Origin of the sequence: Terrabacter sp. 2YAF2 (genome assembly GCF_052114705.1) — a bacterium.
Lineage (GTDB): Bacteria > Actinomycetota > Actinomycetes > Actinomycetales > Dermatophilaceae > Terrabacter.
Genome location: NZ_JBFRFG010000010.1, coordinates 114244 through 138338 on the forward strand (window position 1 = coordinate 114244; position 24095 = coordinate 138338).

General features: G+C 70.7%; 23 protein-coding genes. 19 read left to right on the plus strand and 4 right to left on the minus strand.

The genetic code is table 11. The features are described 5' to 3' along the window. Nucleotides 1-3 precede the first annotated feature (3 nt). From AB4030_RS13320 to AB4030_RS13335, 4 genes are all read left to right on the plus strand, one after another. A complete protein-coding gene (locus AB4030_RS13320; RefSeq protein ID WP_442279688.1) occupies nucleotides 4-573 on the plus strand; it encodes an adenylate kinase in 570 nt (189 codons plus the stop codon). A gap of 41 nt (nucleotides 574-614) precedes the next feature. After that, nucleotides 615-1469, plus strand: a complete 855-nt coding sequence (map, locus tag AB4030_RS13325; RefSeq protein WP_442279689.1) for a type I methionyl aminopeptidase — start codon at nucleotides 615-617, stop codon at nucleotides 1467-1469. 44 nt (nucleotides 1470-1513) lie between these two features. After that, the gene (locus AB4030_RS13330; protein WP_442279690.1) at nucleotides 1514-2953 is read left to right on the plus strand and encodes a serine hydrolase domain-containing protein; all 1440 of its coding nucleotides are present in this window, start codon (nucleotides 1514-1516) and stop codon (nucleotides 2951-2953) included. Nucleotides 2954-3052: 99 nt separating this feature from the next. Then, complete coding sequence (locus AB4030_RS13335; protein WP_442279691.1) at nucleotides 3053-4597, plus strand: DHA2 family efflux MFS transporter permease subunit; 1545 nt, start codon at nucleotides 3053-3055, stop codon at nucleotides 4595-4597. A 57-nt stretch (nucleotides 4598-4654) separates the two neighbouring features. On the opposite strand, the gene AB4030_RS13340 is transcribed toward AB4030_RS13335, so the two are convergent. Next, nucleotides 4655-5365 carry a hypothetical protein gene (locus AB4030_RS13340; RefSeq protein ID WP_442279692.1) on the minus strand — a complete coding sequence of 237 codons (711 nt, stop codon included), beginning with the start codon at nucleotides 5363-5365 and terminating at the stop codon, nucleotides 4655-4657. Nucleotides 5366-5482: 117 nt separating this feature from the next. On the opposite strand from AB4030_RS13340, the gene AB4030_RS13345 reads away from it, so the two are divergent. The 8 genes from AB4030_RS13345 (at nucleotide 5483) to rplQ (ending at nucleotide 10263) form a co-directional block, all read left to right on the plus strand. Continuing rightward, nucleotides 5483-5827 (plus strand): iron chaperone, encoded by a 345-nt coding sequence (locus AB4030_RS13345; RefSeq protein WP_442279693.1) that lies wholly within the window; start codon nucleotides 5483-5485, stop codon nucleotides 5825-5827. Between the two features lie 201 nt (nucleotides 5828-6028). Then, nucleotides 6029-6250 (plus strand): translation initiation factor IF-1, encoded by a 222-nt coding sequence (infA, locus tag AB4030_RS13350; protein ID WP_013493543.1) that lies wholly within the window; start codon nucleotides 6029-6031, stop codon nucleotides 6248-6250. 154 nt (nucleotides 6251-6404) lie between these two features. Further along, the gene (gene rpmJ / locus AB4030_RS13355; RefSeq protein ID WP_006592630.1) at nucleotides 6405-6518 is read left to right on the plus strand and encodes a 50S ribosomal protein L36; all 114 of its coding nucleotides are present in this window, start codon (nucleotides 6405-6407) and stop codon (nucleotides 6516-6518) included. Between the two features lie 224 nt (nucleotides 6519-6742). Then, nucleotides 6743-7117: a 30S ribosomal protein S13 gene (gene rpsM / locus AB4030_RS13360; RefSeq protein WP_030194267.1), complete on the plus strand. Its 375-nt coding sequence runs from the start codon at nucleotides 6743-6745 to the stop codon at nucleotides 7115-7117. Nucleotides 7118-7174: 57 nt separating this feature from the next. Continuing rightward, nucleotides 7175-7570 (plus strand): 30S ribosomal protein S11, encoded by a 396-nt coding sequence (gene rpsK, locus AB4030_RS13365; RefSeq protein ID WP_020143208.1) that lies wholly within the window; start codon nucleotides 7175-7177, stop codon nucleotides 7568-7570. 32 nt (nucleotides 7571-7602) lie between these two features. Next, entirely contained in the window at nucleotides 7603-8211 is a 609-nt protein-coding gene (gene rpsD / locus AB4030_RS13370; RefSeq protein ID WP_045191881.1) for a 30S ribosomal protein S4, read from the plus strand. A gap of 243 nt (nucleotides 8212-8454) precedes the next feature. Further along, a complete protein-coding gene (locus AB4030_RS13375) occupies nucleotides 8455-9489 on the plus strand; it encodes a DNA-directed RNA polymerase subunit alpha (protein WP_442279694.1) in 1035 nt (344 codons plus the stop codon). Between the two features lie 72 nt (nucleotides 9490-9561). Next, complete coding sequence (rplQ, locus tag AB4030_RS13380) at nucleotides 9562-10263, plus strand: 50S ribosomal protein L17, sunset domain variant (protein WP_442279695.1); 702 nt, start codon at nucleotides 9562-9564, stop codon at nucleotides 10261-10263. 87 nt (nucleotides 10264-10350) lie between these two features. Here rplQ and AB4030_RS13385 read toward each other — a convergent pair whose 3' ends face one another. Beyond that, complete coding sequence (locus AB4030_RS13385; protein WP_442279696.1) at nucleotides 10351-10905, minus strand: AMIN-like domain-containing (lipo)protein; 555 nt, start codon at nucleotides 10903-10905, stop codon at nucleotides 10351-10353. A gap of 139 nt (nucleotides 10906-11044) precedes the next feature. Here AB4030_RS13385 and truA point away from each other — a divergent pair, with 139 nt between their 5' ends. The 4 genes from truA to AB4030_RS13405 all read left to right on the plus strand — a co-directional run bounded on the left by truA (nucleotide 11045) and on the right by AB4030_RS13405 (nucleotide 15401). Beyond that, the gene (gene truA / locus AB4030_RS13390) at nucleotides 11045-11944 is read left to right on the plus strand and encodes a tRNA pseudouridine(38-40) synthase TruA (protein ID WP_442279697.1); all 900 of its coding nucleotides are present in this window, start codon (nucleotides 11045-11047) and stop codon (nucleotides 11942-11944) included. A 64-nt stretch (nucleotides 11945-12008) separates the two neighbouring features. Continuing rightward, complete coding sequence (locus AB4030_RS13395; protein ID WP_442279698.1) at nucleotides 12009-13691, plus strand: ABC-F family ATP-binding cassette domain-containing protein; 1683 nt, start codon at nucleotides 12009-12011, stop codon at nucleotides 13689-13691. A gap of 62 nt (nucleotides 13692-13753) precedes the next feature. Continuing rightward, the gene (locus AB4030_RS13400; protein ID WP_442279699.1) at nucleotides 13754-14803 is read left to right on the plus strand and encodes a nitronate monooxygenase; all 1050 of its coding nucleotides are present in this window, start codon (nucleotides 13754-13756) and stop codon (nucleotides 14801-14803) included. A 67-nt stretch (nucleotides 14804-14870) separates the two neighbouring features. Further along, a complete protein-coding gene (locus tag AB4030_RS13405; protein WP_442279700.1) occupies nucleotides 14871-15401 on the plus strand; it encodes a YbaK/EbsC family protein in 531 nt (176 codons plus the stop codon). Between the two features lie 12 nt (nucleotides 15402-15413). Here the strand turns inward: AB4030_RS13405 and AB4030_RS13410 are convergent, their stop codons facing one another. Further along, complete coding sequence (locus AB4030_RS13410; RefSeq protein ID WP_442279701.1) at nucleotides 15414-15695, minus strand: WhiB family transcriptional regulator; 282 nt, start codon at nucleotides 15693-15695, stop codon at nucleotides 15414-15416. Nucleotides 15696-15865: 170 nt separating this feature from the next. Between AB4030_RS13410 and AB4030_RS13415 the strand changes: the two genes are divergently transcribed. From AB4030_RS13415 to AB4030_RS13425, 3 genes are all read left to right on the plus strand, one after another. Further along, complete coding sequence (locus AB4030_RS13415) at nucleotides 15866-16852, plus strand: MerR family transcriptional regulator (RefSeq protein ID WP_442279702.1); 987 nt, start codon at nucleotides 15866-15868, stop codon at nucleotides 16850-16852. A gap of 153 nt (nucleotides 16853-17005) precedes the next feature. After that, nucleotides 17006-22825 (plus strand): pullulanase-type alpha-1,6-glucosidase, encoded by a 5820-nt coding sequence (gene pulA / locus AB4030_RS13420; RefSeq protein WP_442279703.1) that lies wholly within the window; start codon nucleotides 17006-17008, stop codon nucleotides 22823-22825. 185 nt (nucleotides 22826-23010) lie between these two features. Beyond that, entirely contained in the window at nucleotides 23011-23952 is a 942-nt protein-coding gene (locus AB4030_RS13425; protein ID WP_442279705.1) for an aldo/keto reductase, read from the plus strand. Nucleotides 23953-23962: 10 nt separating this feature from the next. Here AB4030_RS13425 and AB4030_RS13430 read toward each other — a convergent pair. After that, on the minus strand, nucleotides 23963-24095 hold a 133-nt coding region (locus AB4030_RS13430), incomplete at its 5' end, for an integrase core domain-containing protein (RefSeq protein WP_442279706.1).

Here is a 24095-nt window from a genome sequence, read left to right on the forward strand (position 1 = left end):
GACATGCGACTGATCATCCTCGGCCCGCCCGGCGCCGGTAAGGGCACCCAGGCGGCCCGGATCGCCGAGCGCCTCGGCATCCCGGCCATCTCGACCGGCGACATCTTCCGCGCCAACATCAAGGACCAGACCCCGCTCGGGGTCAAGGTCGACGAGATCATCAAGTCCGGCGGCTACGTCTCCGACGACATCACCAACGAGATCGTCGAGGACCGTCTCTCCTGGGACGACGCCGAAGACGGCTTCCTCCTCGACGGCTACCCGCGCACCGCCGGGCAGGTCGAGGCTCTCGACGCCATGCTGTCGCGTCACGGTCACGCGCTCGACGCCGTGCTGGAGCTCGAGGTCGACGAGGACGCCATCGTCGAGCGCCTCCTGAAGCGCGCCGAGACCGAGGGTCGCGCCGACGACACCGAGGCCGTCATCCGCGAGCGCCAGGCGATCTACCGTAAGGAGACGGCGCCGCTCGCGCAGCACTACGAGCTCGTCGGTCTCCTCGTCAAGGTCGACGGCATGGGTGCCGTCGACGAGGTCACCGACCGTGTCATCGCGGCGCTGCCGCAGCACGCCTGAGCACAGCTGCACCACAGCGCAGCCACCGAGAAGGACCACCGATGTTCGGACGCCGCAACCGGCTCCAGGGTCGCACCGACGAGCAGCTCGTCCTCATGCGTGAGGCGGGGCTGCTCGTCGGGCGCACCCTCGAGCTTCTCGCCGGGGAGGTGCGGCCCGGCACGACGACGCTCGAGCTCGACCGTCTCGCCGAGGAGTTCATCCGCAGCAACGGCGGCATCCCGAACTTCCAGCTGGTGCCGGGCTACAGCCACACCCTGTGCACCAGCGTCAACGACGAGGTCGTCCACGGCATCCCGGGCCCGCGGGTGCTCGAGGCCGGCGACATCGTGTCGATCGACTGCGGCGCCGAGGTCAAGGGCTGGAACGGCGACGCCGCGTTCACGGCGGTCGTCGGTGGCCGCCAGGCCGGTCGTCCCGAGGACGTCGCGCTCATCGACGCGACCGAGGCGAGCCTCTACGCCGGCATCGCCGCCATGCAGGTCGGCGGTCGGTTGTATGCGGTCGGTGATGCCGTCGAGGCCAGCATCGAGGCAGCGGCCGAGCGCGACGGCCGGGGCTACGGCGTCATCGACGAGTACGTCGGCCACGGCATCGGCACGCAGATGCACATGGACCCCCAGATCCCGAACTACTCCGTGCGCGAGACCGGGCCCAAGCTCGTCGACGGCTTCACCGGCGCCATCGAGCCGATGGTGACGCTCGGCTCCACCGACACCAAGGTCCTGGCCGACGACTGGACCGTGGTGACCCTCGACGGCACGCGAGCCGCGCACTGGGAGCACTCGGTCGCCGTGCGTGAGGACGGCCTGTGGATCCTCACGGCCGTCGACGGAGGCAAGGCTGCCCTCGAGGCTGTCGGGGCGGCATACGCGCCCCTCGACGCGAGCGCCTGACCCGCTCGCGCACCTGAGGGCTCCGGGCGCGTAGCCTCGCGCTCGTGACCCTTCCTCGCAGCACCCCGTCGGCGCAAGGCGTCGATGCGACCGGCATCCTCGCGTTCGTCGACGCCGCCGAGCGCGACGACCTCGGACTGCACAGCCTCATGGTCGTGCGCCACGGGCACGTCGTGGCCGAGGGCTGGTGGAGGCCGTATGCCGCCGGCCGCGCCCATCTCGCGTACTCGCTCTCCAAGACGGTGACGGCCACGGCCGTGGGCTTCCTCGTGCAGGAGGGGCGCCTGTCGCTCGACGACCGCGTGCTCGACCACTTCCCGGAGCTGGACCGAAGTGTCGTCGCCGCCGGCTGGGACGAGGTGCAGGTCAGGCACTGCCTCTCCATGACGGTCGGGCACGAGGAGGACGCCTGGCCGCAGGTCTTCGACCGGATGAGCGGGAGCGCCGCCGACGCCGCCGACCCCAGCGACTGGGTGCCGCGCGTCTTCGCGACGAAGCCCACCCGGCCGCCGGGCACGGTCTTCGCCTACAACCAGGTGGCGACCTACCTGCTGTCCGTCATCGTGCGGCGGCTCGCCGGGGTCGGCGTCGCCGAGATGCTGCGATCGCGGCTGCTCGCGCCGATGGGGCTGCCCGACATCCCGTGGCACCGCGACCCGCTGGGTCGCGAGCTGGGCTTCACCGGCTCCCACCTGACGACGGAGGCCATCGCGTCCCTGGCCCGGCTCTACCTCGACGGCGGCCGGTGGGATGGACGGCAGCTGCTGTCCGAGGCCTGGGTCGAGGAGGCCACCCGGGCGTTCGGTCCACTCAACGAGGACCCGAACGCCGACGAGGACTGGCGCCGGGGCTACGGGTACTCGTTCTGGATGCAGCGCTTCGGCTACCGGGGGGACGGCGCCTACGGCCAGTTCCTCGTCGTCCTTCCCGACCACGACACCGTCGTGGCGATCACGGCGGAGCAGTGGCGCATGCAGTCGACGCTCGACGGGCTCTGGGCGCACCTCGTGCCCGCTCTCGGCGGGGGCGGGTCGCAGGCGGCCGACCACCAGCTGGCCGAGCGACTCGCCGATCTCGAGATCCCGGCCTTGTCGGGTGACGCGCTGGGGCCGGAGCACGCCGAGTTCACCCGCTCGGACGCCTCGGACCTCGCGGCCGACTACACGGCGGTCTCGGTGACCCGGGACGGGCCGGAGCACATGCTCGGGCTGAAACGGCGCGGCGAGTGGCTGCGGGTGCCCGTCGGCCGGGGGCTGTGGCGCGAGGGCGAGATGGTCGCCGGGGGAGCGACGTTGCCGGTCGTCTCCAGCGGCGGCTGGGTCGATGACGACACCTTCCACGCCGAGGTCATCGCCATCGAGTCGCCGCACCGCTTCCGCATCGAGGCGCGCCTGCGCGGCTCGGATGCCGACCTGACGTGGCGGATGGTCCCGCTCACCGGCCACGACCCCCTGTGGCTCGCGACGCGCTGGTCGGACGCCTGACCGGTTCGCGGGGGTCTCGCTCCCGACGGGGCGGTGACGGCTGTCGGTGGTCGGGTGGACAATCGTGGGTGCTGCGCGAGGCAGCGCGAGGGGAGCACCATGGCAGGCGACGACCGCACCACCGGCGTGACCGAGCAGGAAGGGCGGGGGAGCGCCGCTCGGCCCACGCCCGCCCCACCCCTTGGAGGGGTGCCGGCAGGGCACAACCCGTGGCCGGCGCTCTGGGCGATGGTCATCGGCTTCTTCATGATCCTCGTCGACTCGACGATCGTGTCGGTCGCGACACCCGCGATCCTGCGGGGGCTGCACACCGACGTCAACAGCGTCATCTGGGTGACCAGCGCCTACCTGCTCGCCTATGCCACGCCCCTGCTCATCACCGGGCGGCTCGGTGACCGCTACGGCCCGAAGAACCTCTACCTCGTCGGCCTGACGGTCTTCACGCTCGCGTCGCTGTGGTGCGGCCTGACCGGCACGATCACCGGCCTCATCCTCGCCCGGGTCGTCCAGGGCCTCGGGGCCGCCATGCTGACCCCGCAGACGATGGCGGTCATCACGCGGACGTTCCCTGCAGCCTCGCGCGGCCAGGCCATGGCCCTGTGGGGTGCGACCGCCGGCGTCGCGATCCTCGTCGGACCGGTGGTCGGCGGTCTGCTCGTCGACGGTCCCGGGTGGGAGTGGATCTTCTTCATCAACGTCCCCGTGGGCGTCGTCGCCTTCGTGCTCGCCTCCCGGCTCGTGCCGCGGCTCGAGACCCACAGCCACACCTTCGACTGGGTGGGGGTCGCGCTCTCGGCGGTGGGCATGTTCCTGCTCGTCTTCGGCGTGCAGGAGGGCGAGACCTACGACTGGGGCACCATCACCGGGTTCATCTCGGTGCCGCTGCTCATCGCCACCGGGCTGCTCGTGCTCGGGGCCTTCGTGTGGTGGCAGGCGCACAACACGCGCGAGCCGCTGCTGCCGTTGCGGCTCTTCGGCGACCGCAACTTCTCGCTGGCCAACATCGCGATCACGACGATCGGTTTCTCGATCACCGCGATGGCGTTCCCGTTCATGCTCTACGCCCAGGCTGTCCGGGGGCTCTCGCCCACCTCCTCGGCCCTGCTCCTCGCCCCGATGGCGGTCATCTCCGGGGGCCTGGCGCCGGTGGCCGGCCGGATGTCGGACCGGGTGCACCCCCGCGGCATCACCGCCGTCGGGATCGGCCTCACCTCGGCCTCCCTGCTGTGGCTCGCCCTCGTCATGCATCCGGCGACGCAGACGTGGCTGCTCCTGCTCCCGATGGCGCTCATGGGGGTGGGCAACGCCTTCATGTGGGGCCCGCTCGGGGCCACCGCCACCCGCAACCTGCCGCTGTCGTCGGCCGGGGCCGGCTCCGGCGTCTACAACACCACCCGCCAGGTCGGGGCGGTCCTCGGCAGCGCAGCCATCGCCGCCGTCATCCAGGCACGGCTGAGCGCGGACCTGCCCGGCATCCCGGGAGACCTCGGTGGCATGCAGTCCTCGGGCGCCTCCATGCCGGCGCAGGTGGCCGACGGGTTCGCCTCGGCGATGTCGGAGTCCATGCTGCTCCCGGCCGCGGTGCTCGTCGTGGGCGTCGTCGCGGTCCTCTTCTTCGAGCGTCCGGCCAGCCACCCGCACTGACGACCGGCCGGCGGTCGTCCGCCACGGATGGAACCGAATCTGTCGCTCGCAGGGGTCCTACCGTCCGAGCCCGCCCGGGCGGCCGCCGAGGTGGACGACCATCCGCTCGGCGACCACCCGGGCGTTGGCCTGCAGCACGTCCAGCGGCACGCGGGGGAGGTTCTCCTCCCAGTCGATGAGGGGGGACCCGCGGAACTGGAGCATCCGGGCGGGGCGGCCGAGGAAGAAGAGGTGCAGGTGCGCCCCGCCGTCGCCGTACTTCACGAGCTGCACGCGGCCGACCGAGGGAACGTGCTCGACCGCGTCCGAGACCGCGACGATGAGCTGGCCCATCTCGGCTGCGAGGTCGCCGGGCAGCGAGGGCAGGTCATGGTGCTCGACCGGCATGAGCGTGAGCATGACGGGCAGCCCGGTGTCACGCGAGAGCGTCAGCCGCCAGCGCGGGTTGGTCCAGACCAGGCACTCGTCGGCATCGTCGAAGCCGTGGGCGCAGTGGCAGTCCGACGCCTGCTCGCCTCGTCGCGCGGGCTCCTCGTCGGCCGGTGGCCGCACCGGCTTGAGGCGCAGGCCGTCGAGCTCGTACGGGTAGATGTCCCAGCCGGGCATCTCCTCGACCGCGACCGGCAGCCGGCCGTCCTCGCCCGCCGCGGCAACGATGCGCGCGTAGTAGTCGTCGACGGACTCCGCCTCGCTCGGGGGAGCGCTCACGAGGTCGGTCTCGTCGTCGGGTGCGGGCGGGGGAGTGGCGTCGTCGCCGGTCTCGGTCACCCCGTCAGTATGCCGCGCGGCCAGTACCCGGCGCGGCGCGGAGCGTGCTCCGGCGGTCGCGCACACGGCATACGCCACAGTCGCCTCCGGACGTGGCGAGCGTGGGACCGTGGGGTGATGGGGACGATGGGTGACTACCTCGCCGGCCTCGCGCCGGATCAGCGCGAGGCCCTGCAGCGGGTCGTCGACGTCGCGACGCGGGTCGCGCCTGACGCGGAGGAGGGCACGAGCTACGGCATGCCGGCCCTGCGCGTTGGCGGACGCCCGCTCATCGGCGTCACGGCATCGGCCCAGCACCTGTCGGTCTTCCCGTTCAGCCCGGCCGTCGTCGAGGCGGTCGCCGCGGACCTCGAGGGCTTCTCGCTCGGCAAGGGCACGATCCGCTTCACGGTCGACCGCCCGATACCGGACGACGTCCTCGAGCGGGTCGTGCGACTGCGCCGTGCCGAGCTCGGGTCCTGAGGCCGGCCCTGGCCCGACGGGCCGGAGGCCGCTGGACCGATTTCAGGAACGGCGGCGTCTGGCGTATTCTTGTGCGTTGGGTGTCGTGTGTCTCGGCGCCTGAGTCACGCCTGTGCTTCGGGAACGATCTCGAGCGCGGCACCAAGGCACGCCCCAAGGCCGCCTCAGTCCGAGTCGGCCAGCTACAGATAGACGGAGGATATGGCCAAGAAGGACGGTGTCATCGAGATCGAGGGCACGATCGTCGAGGCTCTCCCGAACGCGATGTTCCGGGTGGAGCTCTCCAACGGTCACAAGGTGCTCGCACACATCTCGGGCAAGATGCGACAGCACTACATCCGGATCCTCCCTGAGGACCGTGTCGTGGTGGAGCTCTCGCCCTATGACCTGACCCGCGGTCGGATCGTCTTCCGCTACCGCTGAGCACCAGGGTCGGCCGCGACCACGCCGCGCGAGCGGGGTGTCCGGCCGGGACGAGTGCGAGGCACCAACTCCCGATTACACAACCAAGCGCCTGGCCCTCACGTGCCCTCCGGGGCCCGCGATGTCAGGTGCGCGATCTGAAGACAGCAGGCAGATGAAGGTTCAGCCGAGCGTCAAGAAGATCTGCGACAAGTGCAAGGTGATCCGCCGTAACGGTCGGGTCATGGTGATCTGCGAGAACCTGCGCCACAAGCAGCGCCAGGGCTGAGCAGAAGCACCACCTCGCCGTCGACAGACTTTCGACAGCACGCAAGACAAGTGAATGAAAGCAGCACCCGGCCCCTGATGACCGACCGTCGTGTCGGCGCAGGACGTCACCCCCGGCACGGAGGCCGGGGACCGGTGGCCCGTCCTTCTGAGTGGCGGACCGTGACCCCGGATCGGTGACCTGCTCCAGACCTCCGCGAAACAGAAATCAGGAGACAACCCAACATGGCTCGTCTTGTTGGAGTCGACCTTCCGCGCGAGAAGCGCGTCGAGGTCGCACTGACCTACATCTTCGGTGTCGGTCGCACCCGTTCCAAGCAGGCGCTGGTTGCCACCGGCGTCGACCCCAACACCCGCGTCAAGGACCTCGGTGAGACCGAGCTCGTTGCGCTTCGTGACTTCCTCGAGGGCAACTACCGCCTCGAGGGTGACCTTCGCCGCGAGGTGCAGGCCGACATCCGCCGCAAGGTCGAGATCGGTTCCTACGAAGGTCTGCGTCACCGTCGTGGTCTGCCCGTGCGCGGTCAGCGCACCAAGACCAACGCGCGCACCCGCAAGGGTCCGAAGCGCACCGTGGCCGGCAAGAAGAAGGCCCGCTGACGCTGATCGCTTCCGCGATCGCGTCTCACCGACATTCAGTTCTGACGTAGGAGAAAAATGCCTCCCAAGGCTCGCGTGACGAAGGTTCGTCGCAAGGAGAAGAAGAACGTCGCCCACGGGCACGCTCACATCAAGAGCACGTTCAACAACACGATCATCTCGATCACGGACCCCACCGGCGCCGTGATCGCCTGGGCCTCTGCCGGCCAGGTCGGCTTCAAGGGCTCGCGCAAGTCCACCCCGTTCGCTGCCCAGATGGCTGCCGAGGCTGCTGCCCGCCGCGCCATGGAGCACGGCATGCGCAAGGTCGACGTCTTCGTGAAGGGCCCGGGCTCGGGTCGCGAGACGGCGATCCGTTCGCTCACCGCCACCGGCCTGGAGGTCGGCGCGATCAGCGACGTCACGCCCACGCCGCACAACGGTGTCCGCCCGCCCAAGCGCCGTCGCGTCTGATCCGGCACTGAGCGAGAGAGAGAACTAGGAACATGGCTCGTTACACCGGCCCGATCACCAAGAAGTCCCGCCGCCTGAAGATGGACCTCGTCGGCGGCGACAAGAACTTCGAGCTCCGCCCGTTCCCGCCCGGCCAGCACGGCCGTCGCCGGATCCAGGAGAAGGAGTACCTGACGCAGCTGCAGGAGAAGCAGCGCGCTCGCTTCCAGTACGGCGTCATGGAGAAGCAGTTCGTCCGCTACTACAAGGAAGCGGCGAAGCGCCCCGGCAAGACCGGTGAGAACCTTCTCCAGATCCTCGAGTCGCGTCTCGACAACGTGGTCTACCGCGCGGGCCTGGCCCGCACGCGTCGCCACGCGCGTCAGCTCGTCACGCACGGTCACTTCGAGGTCAACGGCGTGCGCGTCGACGTCCCGAGCTACCGCGTCGAGCAGTACGACATCATCACGGTCCGCAAGCAGTCCGTCGAGAGCTTCCCGTTCGAGCTGGCTCGCCAGACGTTCGGCGAGCGTCCCGTCCCGGCCTGGATGCAGGTCGTCGACGGCTCGCTGCAGATCCTCATCCACCAGCTCCCGGTGCGCGCGCAGATCGACTCGCAGCTCACCGAGCAGCTCATCGTCGAGCTCTACTCGAAGAACTAACGCCCTCGGGGGCTCACGGCCGCTGGCGGCCTGCGCCCCCGAGTGCCCCCGAACGACCCGCGTGGTTTCGTTGGTCTTTCGGGTCCGGATCCCGCCGTATGCCGTGAAGCCCGCTTCACGGCATACGGGATCCCTTGTCCTTGGGGTCGGCTCGCAGACAGAGGCGAGCCGGCCCGCCCGGATCACGACCGGGCAGTTTCACGAGGCGTCATATGGCGGTCGCCCGTGGGAAGGAAATGAACAGTGCTCATCGCACAGCGTCCCGTGCTCTCCGAAGAGGTCGTGGTCGAGAACCGCAGCCGCTTCACCATCGAGCCGCTCGAGCCCGGCTTCGGCTACACGCTCGGCAACTCCCTCCGTCGCACCCTGCTCTCGAGCATCCCGGGCGCGGCGGTCACCTCCATCCGCATCGACGGCGTGCTCCACGAGTTCACGACCGTGCCGGGCGTGAAGGAGGACGTCACCGAGATGATCCTCAACATCAAGGGCCTCGTCGTCTCCTCGGAGCACGACGAGCCGGTCGTCATGTACCTGCGCAAGCAGGGCCCGGGCGCGGTCACCGCCGCCGACATCACGCCGCCGGCGGGTGTCGAGGTGCACAACCCCGACCTGCACATCGCGACGCTGAACGACAAGGGCAAGCTCGAGATGGAGCTGACCGTCGAGCGTGGCCGTGGCTACGTCTCGGCGCAGCAGAACAAGTCCGGTGACCAGGAGATCGGCCGCATCCCGGTCGACTCGATCTACAGCCCGGTGCTCACCGTGACCTACAAGGTCGAGGCGACCCGTGTCGAGCAGCGCACCGACTTCGACAAGCTCATCGTCGATGTCGAGACGAAGAACTCGATGACCCCGCGTGACGCGATGGCCTCGGCCGGCAAGACGCTGGTCGAGCTGTTCGGTCTGGCTCGCGAGCTGAACGTCGAGGCCGAGGGCATCGACATGGGCCCGTCGCCGACGGACGCCGCGCTCGCCGCGGACCTCGCCCTGCCGATCGAGGACCTGGACCTCACCGTTCGTTCCTACAACTGCCTCAAGCGCGAGGGCATCCACACCGTGGGTGAGCTCGTGGGCCGCAGCGAGGCCGACCTGCTCGACATCCGCAACTTCGGTGCGAAGTCGATCGACGAGGTCAAGGCCAAGCTCGTCGGCATGGGTCTGGCCCTCAAGGACAGCCCGCCCGGGTTCGACCCGTCGGCCCTCGTCGACGGCTACGGCGATGACGACTACAACGACGAGGACGACGACCAGTCCTTCGTCGAGGACGAGCGTCTCTGACCAACCGCTTCTTGACCGAGCCCTCGGCACACTGCTCGAGAACGGCCTGGTCGGACTTCTAGGAGAAATGAAATGCCCACCCCCACCAAGGGTCCCCGCGTCGGTGGCGGCCCCGCCCATGAGCGGCTGATCCTGGCCAACCTCGCGACGTCGCTCTTCGAGCACGACAAGATCACGACGACCGAGGCGAAGGCCAAGCGCCTGCGCCCGCTCGCCGAGCGCCTCATCACGTTCGCCAAGCGCGGCGACCTCCACGCTCGCCGCCGTGTCCTCACGGTCGTGCGCGACAAGGGTGTCGTCCACCGCCTCTTCGCCGAGATCGCCCCCGACATGGCGGCTCGCGAGGGTGGCTACACCCGCATCACGAAGATCGGCGCCCGCAAGGGTGACAACGCCCCCATGGTCGTCATCGAGCTCGTCCGCGAGCCGCTGTCGGCCAAGAAGGCGACGGTCAAGGAGGCCGAGGGCGCGACCCGTCGCGCCGCCAAGCAGGAGGAGGCCAAGGCCGCTGCTGCCGAGACGAAGGCCGCCGAGGACGCCGACTCAGGCGACACGACGGACGAGGCCGCTGCGGCCGAGCTGCCCGAGGGCGCTGTCGCCGCGAACGAGGACGGCTCGGCACCCGAGGGCTACACCGTCAAGGGCAACGCCGACTCGAACCTCTACCACGAGCCCGACGGCCAGTGGTACGACCAGACGGTCGCCGAGGTCTGGTTCAAGACGGCCGAGGACGCCGAGAAGGCCGGCTTCAAGAAGGCCGGCTCCGGTTCCTGAGCCTCAGACACCATCGAGAGAGCAGCTCGTCCCGCTGGGGACGAGCTGCTCTTTCGCTTTCCGGGGCCGACGAACTGCTCTGTCGATCTACCAGCGGTGGGCGACGTCGATGACGAGACGGCGGCCACCGTCGGCGTTGGTGAGCACGAACACCCGCATCGGCAGGCGGGCCCGCACCCCGAGCCCGTAGTCGGTGTAGCCCTCGAAGCTGCCGAGGTTCTTCAGCTGACGGAAGGTGCGCCACCCGGAGAAGGTCCTCGTGCCCGTGCTGAGAGTGGACGGGGCGTTGATGGTGATCTGGATCTTCGCCCCGCCGCTGATGGGTATCGGGAGTCCGCTGCCGGGTCCGGTCAGCTCGCCCACGTAGCGGACGTCGTAGCCGAGCCGGCCGCTTCCCCGGGCGATGTCGAAGACGAGGCGGTCGTAGCACTCGTGCTGGCCGGTGCGTGCCCCGATGACGTTGCCGGTCCACAGCTGGCTGGGGCTGGTGGCCTTGGGCAGCGAACCCCACGTGATCCCGCAGAAGGGCGCTGCGCTGGTGGCCGCCGCGGCGGAGGTGGAGGCGACGGTGGCGGCGACGGGCGTCGTCAGTGCCGCGACGATGCCGACGGCCGCCAGGCGGCGTCGTGTGGTGGTGTGCATAGGAAAAGCCCCCTCTCCCCGGAGGCCGGGCCCGCTGCCCGACGTCCACTTCTAGGATGCTCCTCAGCGGCCGCCGGTTGACCGGATGCCGACCATGCGGTGCCGGGGCCTCCCGGCGCGACGACTAGGCTCGGTCGCCATGAGTGGGTCGAACGGGTCGAGTGCGCCGAGCGGGTCGGGCGAGGCGAGCCGGCCCCTGCTGCGCGTCCGGCTCGACCTCGCCTATGACGGGACGGCCTTCTCGGGCTGGGCCGCCCAGCCGAGCCTGCGGACGGTCCAGGGGGACCTGTCGGCGGCCCTGACCACCGTCCTGCGCAGCCCCGACCCCGTACGCGTGACCGTGGCCGGACGCACGGACGCCGGCGTGCACGCGCGCGGGCAGGTCGCCCACGTCGACGTCGACCCTGCGGCCTGGGCATCGCTGCCCGGCCGCTCCGACCGGGACCCGGGTGTCGCCCTCGTCAGCCGTCTGGGCGGCGTCCTGCCGGCTGACGTCGTGGTGCGTGAGGCGCGCCTGGCGCCTGACGGCTTCGACGCTCGCTTCTCCGCGGTCGAGCGGCGCTACCTCTACCGCATCGCCGACACCGGCGCGGTCCGTGACCCCCTGCGTCGCCACGACACGGTCTGGTGGCGCAAGCCGCTCGACGTCGACGCGATGGACGAGGCGGCCCGGTCACTTGTCGGTCTGCGTGACTTCGCGGCGTTCTGCAGGCAGCGCGAGGGTGCCACGACCGTGCGCACCCTGCTCGACTTCTCGTGGATCCGCCTGGCCGACGGTGTGCTGGCCGCCACCGTGCGCGCCGACGCGTTCTGCCACTCCATGGTGCGCTCCCTCGTCGGGGCCGTCGTCCCGGTGGGGGAGGGGCGGCGGGGGCCGGACTGGCCACGGGCGCTGCAGGACCGTGCCGAGCGGGCTGCCGGCATCCACGTCATGCCGCCCCACGGGCTCAGTCTCGAGGAGGTCGTCTACCCGGACGACTCCGAGCTGGCGGCGCGGGCGCTCGCCACCCGGGCCCGTCGCGCGCCCGTGGCCGGATGAGCCTGTGCGGGCGTGGGGTTAACCGCGTGACGCGGCCACACGGCATACGACAGGCTTGACCCTCGTGGGCCACGTCGACGTCAACTCCGTCTCCTTCAGCCTGCCGGACGGCAGGCCGTTGCTCAACGACGTCTCGGTGCGGGTGGGGGAGGGCGCCAAGGTCGCCCTCATCGGCCCCAACGGGACGGGCAAGACGACGCTGACGCGGATCATCGCCGGCGACATCGCCGCGCACGAGGGTGCGGTGACCCGCTCGGGCGGCCTCGGCGTCATGCGCCAGTTCATCGGCAAGGTCCGCGACGACACGACGGTGCGCGACCTGCTCGTCTCGGTCGCGCCCGACCGGATCCGCTCGGCGGCCGAGGAGATCGACCGCACCGAGCTGCTCATGATGGAGCGCGACTCCGAGGCCGACCAGATGGCCTACGCCCACGCCCTCGTCGAGTGGGGCGAGGCCGGCGGCTACGAGCAGGAGACGCTCTGGGACCAGTGCACGATGGCGGCGCTCGGCATCCCCTACGACCAGGCCCAGTGGCGCAAGGTCACGACGTTGTCGGGTGGGGAGCAGAAGCGGCTCGTGCTCGAGGCCCTGCTCCGCGGGCCGGAGGAGGTGCTACTCCTCGACGAGCCGGACAACTACCTCGACGTGCCGACCAAGCGGTGGCTCGAGGAGGCTCTCGTCGCCTCTCCCAAGACGGTGCTGTTCATCAGCCACGACCGTGAGCTGCTCGACCGCGTCGCATCGCGCGTCGCGACGCTCGAGCCGGGCGCGGCCGGTGCGACGCTCTGGGTGCACCCGGGCCGCTTCGCGACGTATGCCCAGGCCCGCGCGGACCGCAACGACCGCCTCGAGGAGCTGCGTCGGCGCTGGGACGAGGAGCACGTCAAGCTCAAGACGCTCGTGCAGACCCTCAAGGTCAAGGCCAAGTTCAACGACGGCATGGCCTCGCGCTACCAGGCCGCCCAGACCCGTCTGGCGAAGTTCGAGCAGGCGGGACCGCCCGAGGAGACGCCGATGACGCAGTCGGTCAAGATGCGCCTCACCGGCGGCCGCACGGCCAAGCGCGCCATCGTCGCGACCGGCCTCGAGCTGACCGGCCTGATGAAGCCCTTCGACCTCGAGGTCTGGTACGGCGAGCGCGTCGCGATCCTCGGCAGCAACGGCTCGGGCAAGTCGCACTTCCTCCGGCTGCTGGCATGTGGCGGGACCGACCCCGAACGCGAGCACCAACCCGTCGGGGACGTGCGGCCGGTGCCCGTCCCGCACGACGGCGTCGTGCGGCTCGGGTCACGCGTGCGGCCCGGGTGGTTCGCCCAGACGCACGAGCACCCGTCGCTCATGGGTCGCACCCTCCTCGAGATCCTCCACCGCGGGGACGAGCACCGGGAGGGTCGGCCCCGCGAGCAGGCGGCCCGCGCGCTCGACCGCTACGAGCTGGCCCGGTCGGGCGAGCAGAAGTTCGAGTCGCTGTCGGGCGGTCAGCAGGCGCGCTTCCAGATCCTGCTGCTCGAGCTGTCGGGCGCGACCATGCTGCTGCTCGACGAGCCCACCGACAACCTCGACCTCCAGTCGGCCGAGGCGCTCGAGGAGGGGCTCGACCGCTTCGAGGGCACCGTCGTCGCCGTGACCCACGACCGGTGGTTCGCCCGCGGCTTCGACCGCTTCCTCGTCTTCGGCGCCGACGGTCGCGTCTACGAGTCGACCGAGCCGGTGTGGGACGAGGGGCGCGTCGTCCGACCCCGGTGACCCTCCCCACGCTGCCGCCCGGCACCTGTGCCGGGCGGTGGGGAGCGGAGTAGCGTCGGGCCATGCTGCTGCGATCGCTCGACACGGGTGTGGTCGGAGCCCCGATGGCCGGGGGCCCCACGACGCCCGAGCTCGTTGCCACCGTCGGTGAGGCCGGCGGGCTCGGCCTCCTCGCGGGGGGCTACCTCACCGCTCCGCAGCTGGCGGCGGCCATCGCGGAGGTGTGGGACGCGTCGTCCCGCCCGTTCGGGGTGAACCTCTTCGTGCCGGCCCAGGCGAACGCGTATGCCGTGGGGTCGGGTGAGCTGACCGGCTCGGAGCGGGCAGACGCGGTCGCGGCCTACCGCGCGGCGCTGGTGGACGATGCGGAGGGGCTGGGCGTGCAGCCGGGTGAGGCGAGGCCCGGCGACGACGACGACTGGGAGCGCAAGCTCGACCTCGTCGTTCGTGAACGGGTGCCCCTCGTGTCGTTCACGTTCGGGCTTCCGAGTGGTGCCGTCCTGGGCGAGCTCCGCCGGGCCGGCATCGAGACGGTGGTGACGGTCACCGACGTCGACGAGGCAGCCGCCGCACTCGCCGCCGGAGTCGACGGCCTCTGTCTCCAAGGTCCCGACGGCGGAGGGCACCGCGGCACCCTCGACCCGGTCAAGGAGCCCTCGGGCGCCGACCTGCTCGACCTCGTCACCGTCGTCAGGTCGCACACGGACGTGCCGATCGTCGCCGCGGGCGGCATCTCCACCCCCGAGCGGGCCGCGCAGGTGCGCGCGGCCGGGGCCGATGCCGTCCAGATCGGGACCGCCCTGTTGCTGACCCCCGAGGCGGGGACCGGCCTGGCCTACCGGCGGGCGCTCGCGGATCCCGCGTACGAGCGCACTGCGGTGACGCGGGTCTACTCCGGCCGCCTCGCCCGCGGCCTCGAGACCGACTTCATGCGGCGGCTCGACGGCCGCGCCCCCGCCGCCTATCCCGAGGTGCACCACGTCACGGTCCCGCTGCGACGGGCGTCCGCCCGGGCGGAGCGAGCCGACCTGCTCGCGCTGTGGGCCGGAACGGGCTGGCGATCGGCGCGATCGGTCCCGGCCGCCACGGTCGTGGCCGAGTTCGCGCACTGACCGAGCCGGCGGCCCTCGCGGGGTGGCTCGTGGGCGCGGTGCCGGGCGGGCGGCATACGCTCGGGGCATGCCCAGTGCCGAAGGAAACCTGACGTGGGTGGCTGCTGACGAGCGACCCGACCTGCTCGCGCCGGCCGTCGCCGCGGCGCTCGGGCACGTGCCGGGGGCGCGCGTGGCGCCCATCGACGCGACGCTCGCCGACACTGCCGCGTTCTGCGAGTTCTACGACGTGGCGCCGGAGGCGTCGGCCAACTGCGTCGTCGTCGAGGCCCGCCGGGGCGAGGAGACGACGCTGGCCGCCGTCATGGTGCTCGCCACCGACCGGGCCGACATCAACCGTGTCGTGCGCAAGCACCTCGGCGCCCGCAAGATCTCGTTCGCCGACCAGGTGAAGGCGCAGGAGCTGACGGGGATGCAGCAGGGTGGGATCACGCCTGTCGGGCTGCCGCTGGAGTGGCCGGTGCTCGTGGACGAGGCCGTCGTCGCGGCCGGCCCGGTCGTCGTGGGAGCAGGCGTGCGGGGGGCCAAGCTGCTGCTCGACGGTGCCGCCCTCGCTGCCCTGCCCACGGCTCAGGTCATCGCCCTGGCCGTGCGCTGACGCGACGGAGGGTCAGCCGGCGACGTCCCAGAGCATCTGCGCCCGCTCGGTCGGTGTGGTGCCACCCCAGATGCCGAAGGTCTCGGGGACCCTCAGGGCGTGGTCGAGACACCGTTGCTGGACGGGGCAGGCTCCGCACACCCTGCGGGCAGCCTCGGTCTGCTCGCGGCGCTCACGCTGGTCGAGCTCCTGGTCGTCGGCGAAGAACTGCTCGACGGCCTTGGTGCGGCATCGGCCCTGCTCCTGCCACTCGTACGAGGAGTAGGTGGGGCGCGGAAGGCGGGTGATCGTCATGGCTTCCTCCGTCGGGTCCGGTTCTTCGATCTGATGCAGAACCTACGCAGAACTTATGCATTGCACAAGAGACTTGCATAAGTTTATGATCACTGGGCCCGACCGGCATCGGAGCGGACCATGACGGGAATCTCGGACCGCTCCGCCCGTGGCGGGCGACCAACGTGACGGTGAGGATCGAGATGAACGCGCACCCGGCAGGCTCGACGGGGTCCGGCGCGCCAGGCCCCGTCGACCCTGACCTGGGGGAGCGTGCGGCCGAGCTGGGCTGGCCGGTCGGCGTCGTGGCCGAGCGTCTCGGGATCGCGGCACCGACGTTGCGCTCCTGGGACAGGCGTCACGGGGTCGGGCCGAGCGTTCGCACCAGCGGGAACCATCGCCGCTACACCGAGCTCGACATCCGGCGCGTCGAGCTGATGTCCCGGCTCACGGCCCAGGGCGTGCCGGCGCAGAGCGCCGCCGACTCGGTGCTCGCCATGGGTGTCGACGGGCTCGGACAGGAGCCCGCAGATGCGAGCCCGTCCGAGCATGACGCCACCGACCTGGTGGACGCTCTCGTCGGCGCTGCGAGTGCCCTCGACGCCGGCACCCTGTCGCTGCTCCTCCGGAGGGTCCTTCGTCGTCGGGACGCCGGCCAGGCCTGGGTCGAGGTCTTCGCGCCGGCCCTGCGGAAGGTGGGTGACCTCTGGCAGGAGGGGCGGGTGGGCGTGCAGGCCGAGCACCTGACGAGTGAGCTGATCCAGTCCGAGCTCCGCGCGGTCGTCCGGGACCACCGGCTCCGGGTGGCGGGTCTGCCGGTCGTCCTCGCAGGTGCAGACGACGAGCTGCACCACCTGCCCCTCGTCGCCCTCGAGGCCGAGCTCGCACGCAACGGCGTGGCCAGCCTCTTCCTCGGACCGCGCGTGCCGGCGGACGCCCTCATCTCGGCGCTGCGTCAGTCCCGGCCGCGTGCGGTGTTCCTCTGGGCCTCGCTGCCGCGCCCACGGGACGAACCGTTCTGGCGTCAGCTCGAGGTCGTCGACTGGCCGCTCGAGGTCGTCATCGGCGGCCCGGGGTGGGCTGGTGGGCTCGCGGCGCCCGAGGGGCCCGTGGTCGTCAGGCGCGTCGAGGACTTCGGCTCTGCGGTGCACGCGCTCGCCCCGCCGCCCGCAGCCTGAGGCGGGGTGCGAGGAATCGCAACTTCTTGAAGACGGATGCAAGATTTTGCAGTCCAAGTCTGGCGCGATGTCCGATATGGGCGCTAGGTTCTCCCCGGTGGTCGAGCGTCCAGACACGGGCGTGTGAGCGACCCCGCCCACAAAGGAGTGCGCATGCGCCGTCGCCCGGCCCTGTCCGTCGCCAGCATCTCGGCCCTCGTTCTGGCCGGACTCGCCGTCCCGCTGGCGGGGGCGCCGACAGCCCGAGCCGACGCCCCGCGCACGGCCACCCTCGTCGGCAGCCTGCAGGACGAGCTCGGCTGCAGCAGCGACTGGCAGCCCGACTGCACCAAGACCGACCTCGCGCTCGTGCCCGGCACGAGCTCGTATGCCGCCGAGTTCCGGGTGCCCGCGGGCAGCTACGAGCTCAAGGTCGCGATCAACCACTCGTGGGGTGAGAGCTACGGCCAGGGCAGCGGCAACGTGCCACTCGTGCTCACGGCTCCGGCCACGCTGCGCTTCACCTACGACGACACGACGCACGCCGTCGGCGTAGCACCCACGGACCTTCCCGGCGCTGCGACGAAGGCCGACTCGAAGCTCGCGACCCCGTCGCTGCGCAATCTCGCGACGAAGGAACGCTTCTACTTCGTCATGGCCGACCGCTTCGCCAACGGCGACACCGCCAACGACCAGGGCGGTCTGACGGGCGGCCCTCTCGCGACGGGCTTCGACCCGACCAACGAGGGCTTCTACCACGGTGGTGACCTCAAGGGCCTGGCGGGCAAGCTCGACTACATCAAGGGTCTCGGCACGACCGCCATCTGGCTCACCCCGTCGTTCAAGAACCGCGCCGTCCAGGGGAGTGGTTCCGATGCGAGCGCCGGCTACCACGGCTACTGGATCACCGACTTCACGCAGGTCGACCCCCACCTCGGCACGAACGCCGACATGAAGACGCTCATCTCCGCCGCCCATGCCAAGGGGATGAAGGTCTACTTCGACATCATCACCAACCACACGGCCGACGTCATCTCCTACGACGGCGGCTCGTACACCTACGTCAACAAGGCCACCAAGCCGTACAAGGACGTCCAGGGCAACGCGTTCGACGACGCCGCGGTTGCCGGCAAGCCGGCCTGCACGGGCGGCGCCACGGCGCCCGACTGCTTCCCGGCGATGTCCCCGGCCACGTCGTTCCCCTACGTGCCGAAGGTCGCCGACGCCGACAAGGACGTCAAGGTCCCCGCCTGGCTCAACGACACGACTCTCTACCACAACCGCGGTGACTCGACGTATGCCGGCGAGTCCGCCACGTACGGCGACTTCTCAGGCCTCGACGACCTCTTCACGGAGAACCCCAAGGTCGTCTCGGGCATGGAGGACATCTACAAGTCGTGGGTCGACTTCGGGGTCGACGGCTTCCGCATCGACACCGTCAAGCACGTCGACATGCCGTTCTGGCAGTCCTTCTCGCCCGCGATCCTCGACCACGCGAAGGCGACCGGCAAGAACAACTTCTTCATGTTCGGCGAGGTCTACGACGGCAACCCGGCCTACACGAGCCAGTTCACGACGAAGGGCAAGCTGCCTGCGACGCTCGACTTCGGCTTCCAGGGTGCGGCGCTCGGCTTCGCGCAGGGCAAGGCGACCACCGGCATCCGCGACCTCTTCGCGGGGGACGACTACTACACCGACACCGACTCGAACGCCTACGAGCTGCCGACGTTCCTCGGCAACCACGACATGGGCCGAGTCGGTGCGATGCTCCTCGCCGGGGGCGCCACGGGTGACGACCTGCTCGCCCGGGACCGGCTCGCGACGTCGCTGATGTTCCTGACCCGCGGCCAACCGGTCGTCTACTACGGCGACGAGCAGGGCTTCACCGGGCCGACGAGCGACTTCGGCGACAAGCGTGCCCGCCAGGACATGTTCGCCACGAAGACGCCGATCTACCAGGACGACGTCGTCGTCGGCAGCAGCAAGCCGGCCGGGACGGCCGCTCACTACGACACGTCCGCCCCGCTCTACCGCGAGATCAAGGCGCTCTCCGCGCTGCGGGCGGCGAACCCGGCGCTCGCCGACGGCGCCCAGGTGCACCGGTACGCCTCGGACGCGGCCGGCATCTACGCGGTCAGCCGTATCGACAAGGCAGCCAGGCGCGAGTACGTCGTCGTCGCCAACAACGCGACGACCGCCAAGACCGCGACCTTCTCCACCTACTCGGCGGGCTCGAAGTTCGTGCCCCTCCTCGGGGGCACGGCCGACCTCCGGGCGGCACGTGACGGCCGCGTGACCGTGACCGTCCCGCCGCTGTCGGTGGCGGTCTACCGCGCGAACGGGACGATGGCACAGCCGAAGTCGGCCCCGGCGATCTACCCGACGTCGCCGAGCGCGGGTGGCGTCGTGGGTGGCCGTGCGGAGATCGGCGCGGCCCTGCCCGGCAACACGTTCGCCGAGGTGACCTTCCTCCAGCGCCCGGTCGGCACGTCCGCCTGGACGCCGATCGGCACCGACGACAACGCCCCGTACCGCGTCTTCCACGACGTGTCCGGACTCGCCAAGGGGACGTTGGTCGAGTACCGAATGGTCGCGAAGGACCTCGCCGGACACGTGTCGGCGACGTCCACCTACGGCATCGTCGGCGAGCCGACGACCGCCGGGAGCAGCGGGAGTGGCGGCGTCGGCCCGGTCACCCAGCCCGACAACGTCAGCGTCCCGGGCAGCCACAACTCCGAGATGGGATGCCCCGGCGACTGGCAGCCGGACTGCGCTCAGGCGCAGCTGGCCCTCGACCCCAAGGACGACATCTGGAAGGGCCGGTCCGACTCGATCCCCGCCGGCGACTACGAGTACAAGGCCGCCATCAACAAGTCGTGGGACGAGAACTACGGCGTGGGCGGCGTCAAGGGCGCGGGCAACATCGCCTACACCGCGCCCGGCGGCAAGCCCGTCAACTTCTACTACGACCACCGCACGCACTGGGTCACGAGCGACGCCCAGAACCCGATCATCACGGCGGCCGGCAGCTTCCAGAGCAAGCTCGGCTGCCCCGGTGACTGGGCACCGGACTGCATGCGTTCGTGGCTGCAGGACCCCGACGGTGACGGCACCTACACCTTCACCACCGACCAGATCCCGGCCGGCAACTACGAGTTCAAGGTCGCCCACGGTCTGGGCTGGGACGAGAACTACGGCGCCGGTGGTGCGCCGGGCGGCGCCAACATCGCCTTCTCGGTGCCCTCTGACGGCGTCCTGACGACCATCACGTACGTCCTGTCGACGCACGCGATCTCGGTCAAGACGTCCCGGCCCGGGGCCGCCCCGGACCTGACGAAGTCCAAGGCGTACGTCGTCGGTCCCGACCTCGTCGCCTGGCCCGCCTCGGCCCTGCCTGCCGGCACCGACCCGGCGACGCTGAACTGGCGCCTGCACTGGTCGGCCGACGGTGGCCTCGGCGTCGACGCCGAGGCGGTGACGGGCGGTTCGGTCGCGACCCTGACCCGTGACCCTGCCGGCCTGCCTGCCTCGTTGCTCGCCGCCCACCCCGAGCTCGCCGGGGCCGTGGCCCTGCGTCTCGACAAGGCGACGGCCCGCAAGCTGCCGGAGATCCTCAAGGGTCAGGTCGCCGTGGCGATGTACGACTCGAACGGGTCGCTCCTCGACGCCACGGGCGCCCAGACGGCCATCGCGCTCGACGCGTTGTATGCCGCGTCCGCCCGGACGCGCTCCTACGGCGTCAGCTTCTCGGGCTCGGGCCGGGTCGGCTTCTCGCTGTGGGCACCCACCGCCCAGCAGGTCACCCTGCTGACCTGGCCCGCGGGCAGCGCCGACCAGCCGGTCGCCACCGCCCACCGGACCGCCATGACCCGGGACGGGTCGGGGGCCTGGACCACAGCCCTCGGCGCCTCGGCCCGCAACGCCCGCTACCTCTACGAGGTGAAGGTGTGGGCGCCCACGACCGGGAAGGTCGAGACCAACGTCGTCACCGACCCGAGCTCGGTCGCGCTGACGCTGAACTCGACACGGTCCGTCGCGGTCGACCTGCGCGACCCGGCGTTCATGCCGTCGACGTGGCGCAGCACGCCGTCGCCGAAGCTGGCGCAGGACGTCGACTCGACGATCTACGAGCTGCACATCCGCGACTACTCGATGTCCGACGCGAAGGTCCCCGCGACCGAGCGCGGGAGCTACCTCGCCTTCGCGGCAGACGGCGACGGCCGGGCGCACCTCAAGGCGCTGGCCAAGGCCGGACTCAACACCGTCCACCTGCTGCCGAGCTTCGACATCGCCTCCATCGAGGAGGACCCGGCGAAGCAGGAGACGCCGAAGTGCGACCTCGCCTCGTACGCTCCGGACAGCGAGGAGCAGCAGAAGTGCGTCGGCGCCGTCGCATCCAAGGACGCCTTCAACTGGGGCTATGACCCCTACCACTACAGCGTGCCGGACGGGTCGTACGCCTCCAGTGCCAAGGCGGCCGACGGCGGATCGCGCGTGGCCGAGTTCCGCACCATGGTCGGGGCGCTGCACCAGGACGGGCTGCGCGTCGTGCTCGACCAGGTCTTCAACCACACGGCCCAGTCGGGCCAGGGCGACAAGTCCGTGCTCGACAAGATCGTGCCCGGCTACTACCAGCGGCTCAATGCGACCGGTGCCGTCGAGACCTCGACGTGCTGCCAGAACGTCGCGACGGAGCACGCGATGGGCGAGAAGCTCATGGTGGACTCGGTCGTGTCGTGGGCCCGGAACTACCACGTCGACGGCTTCCGCTTCGACCTCATGGGACACCACAGCCGGGCCAACATGCTCGCGGTGCGCTCGGCGCTCGATGCCCTGACGCTCGAGAAGGACGGCGTGGACGGCAAGTCCATCTACCTCTACGGCGAGGGCTGGAACTTCGGCGAGGTGGCGAACAACAAGCTCTTCGTCCAGGCGACGCAGGGACAGCTCGGCGGGACGGGTATCGGCACCTTCTCCGACCGTCTGCGCGACGGAGTGCGCGGCGGCGGCCCGTTCGACGAGGACCCGCGTCGTCAGGGCTTCGGTTCCGGCGAGGCCACCGACCCCAACGGGGCGCCGATCAACGCCGACGCGGCCACCCGGCTCGGGAGCGACACCGACCTCGTCCAGCTCGGGCTGGCCGGCAACCTCAAGACGTTCACGTTCCGGAGCCAGAAGACGGGAGCCGTCGTCAACGGCACGCAGGTCGACTACAACGGAGCCCCGGCCGGCTACGCCGACCAGCCTGACGAGGTCGTCAGCTACGTCGACGCCCACGACAACGAGACACTCTTCGACTCGCTGACGTACAAGCTGCCCGTGGCCACCTCGATGCAGGACCGGGTGCGGATGAACACCCTGTCGCTCGCGACGACCGCCCTCGCGCAGACGCCGTCGTTCTGGCACGCCGGAGCCGACCTGCTGCGCAGCAAGTCGCTCAACCGTGACTCCTACGACAGTGGTGACTGGTTCAACCGCCTCGACTGGACGGGCGCCGACAACGGCTTCGGTCACGGCCTGCCCCCGCAGGAGCAGAACTCCGCGAAGTGGCCCTTCATGAAGCCGCTGCTCGCCAACCCGTCGCTCAAACCGACGGCGGCCGACGTGCGCAGCGCCGACGCGATGGCGCAGGACCTGCTGCGACTTCGCTTCAGCACCAAGCTGTTCCGGCTCGGCAACGCTGCCGCCATCAACGCCAAGGTGACCTTCCCGGTCTCCGGCACGGCCGACGCGAAGCAGGGCGTCATCGTCATGCGGATCGACGACACGAAGGGTGCGGACGTCGACCCCGCCCTGCGCGGCGCGGTCGTCGTCTTCAACGCGACGCCCGAGGCCGTGAGCCAGAAGGTGCCCGGCCTCACCGGCCCGGTCCGGCTGAGCCCGGTCCAGGCGAACGGCGCTGACAGCGTCGTCCGGCAGGCGGCCTACGACTCGGGCAGCGGCTCCTTCTCGGTGCCCGCCCGCACGGTCGCGGTGTTCGTCCAGCCGAACTGACGTCCGGCAGCGGGCTGTCCACGAGCCCTCGGTGTCCCGGTCTCCGGGACGCCGAGGGCTCCTGCCGTGTGCCACAGGCCTGTGGGCGAGGCTGCCGACCTCTGTCCTGCGCGCGGAGCCCCCACCTGTTGCGAGCCCGCCCCGCGGCATACGTTGGTCCGGTGACGACACGTGAGACCAACGACATGACCTACCGCCAGCTCGGCGACAGCGGACTGACCGTCTCGACGGTTGGCCTGGGCTGCAACAACTTCGGACGACGCCTCGACCAGGAGGGCACCACCGCCGTCGTGAACGCCGCGATCGACGCAGGCGTGACGCTCTTCGACACCGCCGACATCTACGGCCTCGGTGCGAGCGAAGAGCTGCTCGGTGCGGCACTGGGCAAGCAGCGGGAGAACGTCGTGGTGGCAACGAAGTTCGGCATGGACATGCAGGGTGCCAACGGACCCGACTGGGGGGTGCGGGGCTCACGGCGCTACGTGCGAACCGCGGTGGAGGCCAGCCTCCGACGTCTCGGCACGGACTGGATCGACCTCTACCAGCTGCACCGTCCCGACCCGCACACGCCGATCGGCGAGACCCTCGCCGCCCTCGACGAGCTCGTGCGTGAGGGGAAGGTGCGCTACATCGGCAGCAGCAACCTCACCGGGTGGCAGGTCGTGGACGCCGACTGGACCGCTCGTTCGGCCGGCACCGAACGCTTCGTCTCGGCGCAGAACGAGTACTCCCTGCTCGAGCGCGACGTCGAGGAGGAGCTGGTGCCGGCCTGCGAGCACGTCGGGGTCGGGCTGCTGCCGTTCTTCCCCCTCGCATCGGGCCTGCTGACCGGTAAGTACCGGCGCGGCGAGGCGGCGCCGCAAGGGACCCGCCTCGCATCGATGGGTGAGCGCCTCGACTCGGCGGACTGGGACACGATCGAGCGTCTCGAGGGGTATGCCGCGGAGCGCGGTCTGCGGCTCATCGACGTGGCCATCGGCGGCCTCGCTGCCCAGCCTGCGGTGGCCTCGGTCATCGCCGGGGCGACCCGTCCCGAGCAGGTGCACGACAACGTGCGGGCCGGGTCGTGGCAGCCGACCGTCTCCGACCTCGCCGCCCTCGACGAGATCACGATCCCGGCGTCCTAGCTGTACCCGGTCACGACGTTGGTGACAGACGGCTGATCGGGGGGAGGCCTTTCAGGGCGGTGTGGCGTCGTCGAGTGTTGTACTCATGCAGCCAGGGTGCAAGGGCGGAGGCTCGCTCGTCGTTGCTGGTGAAGACCTGGCGG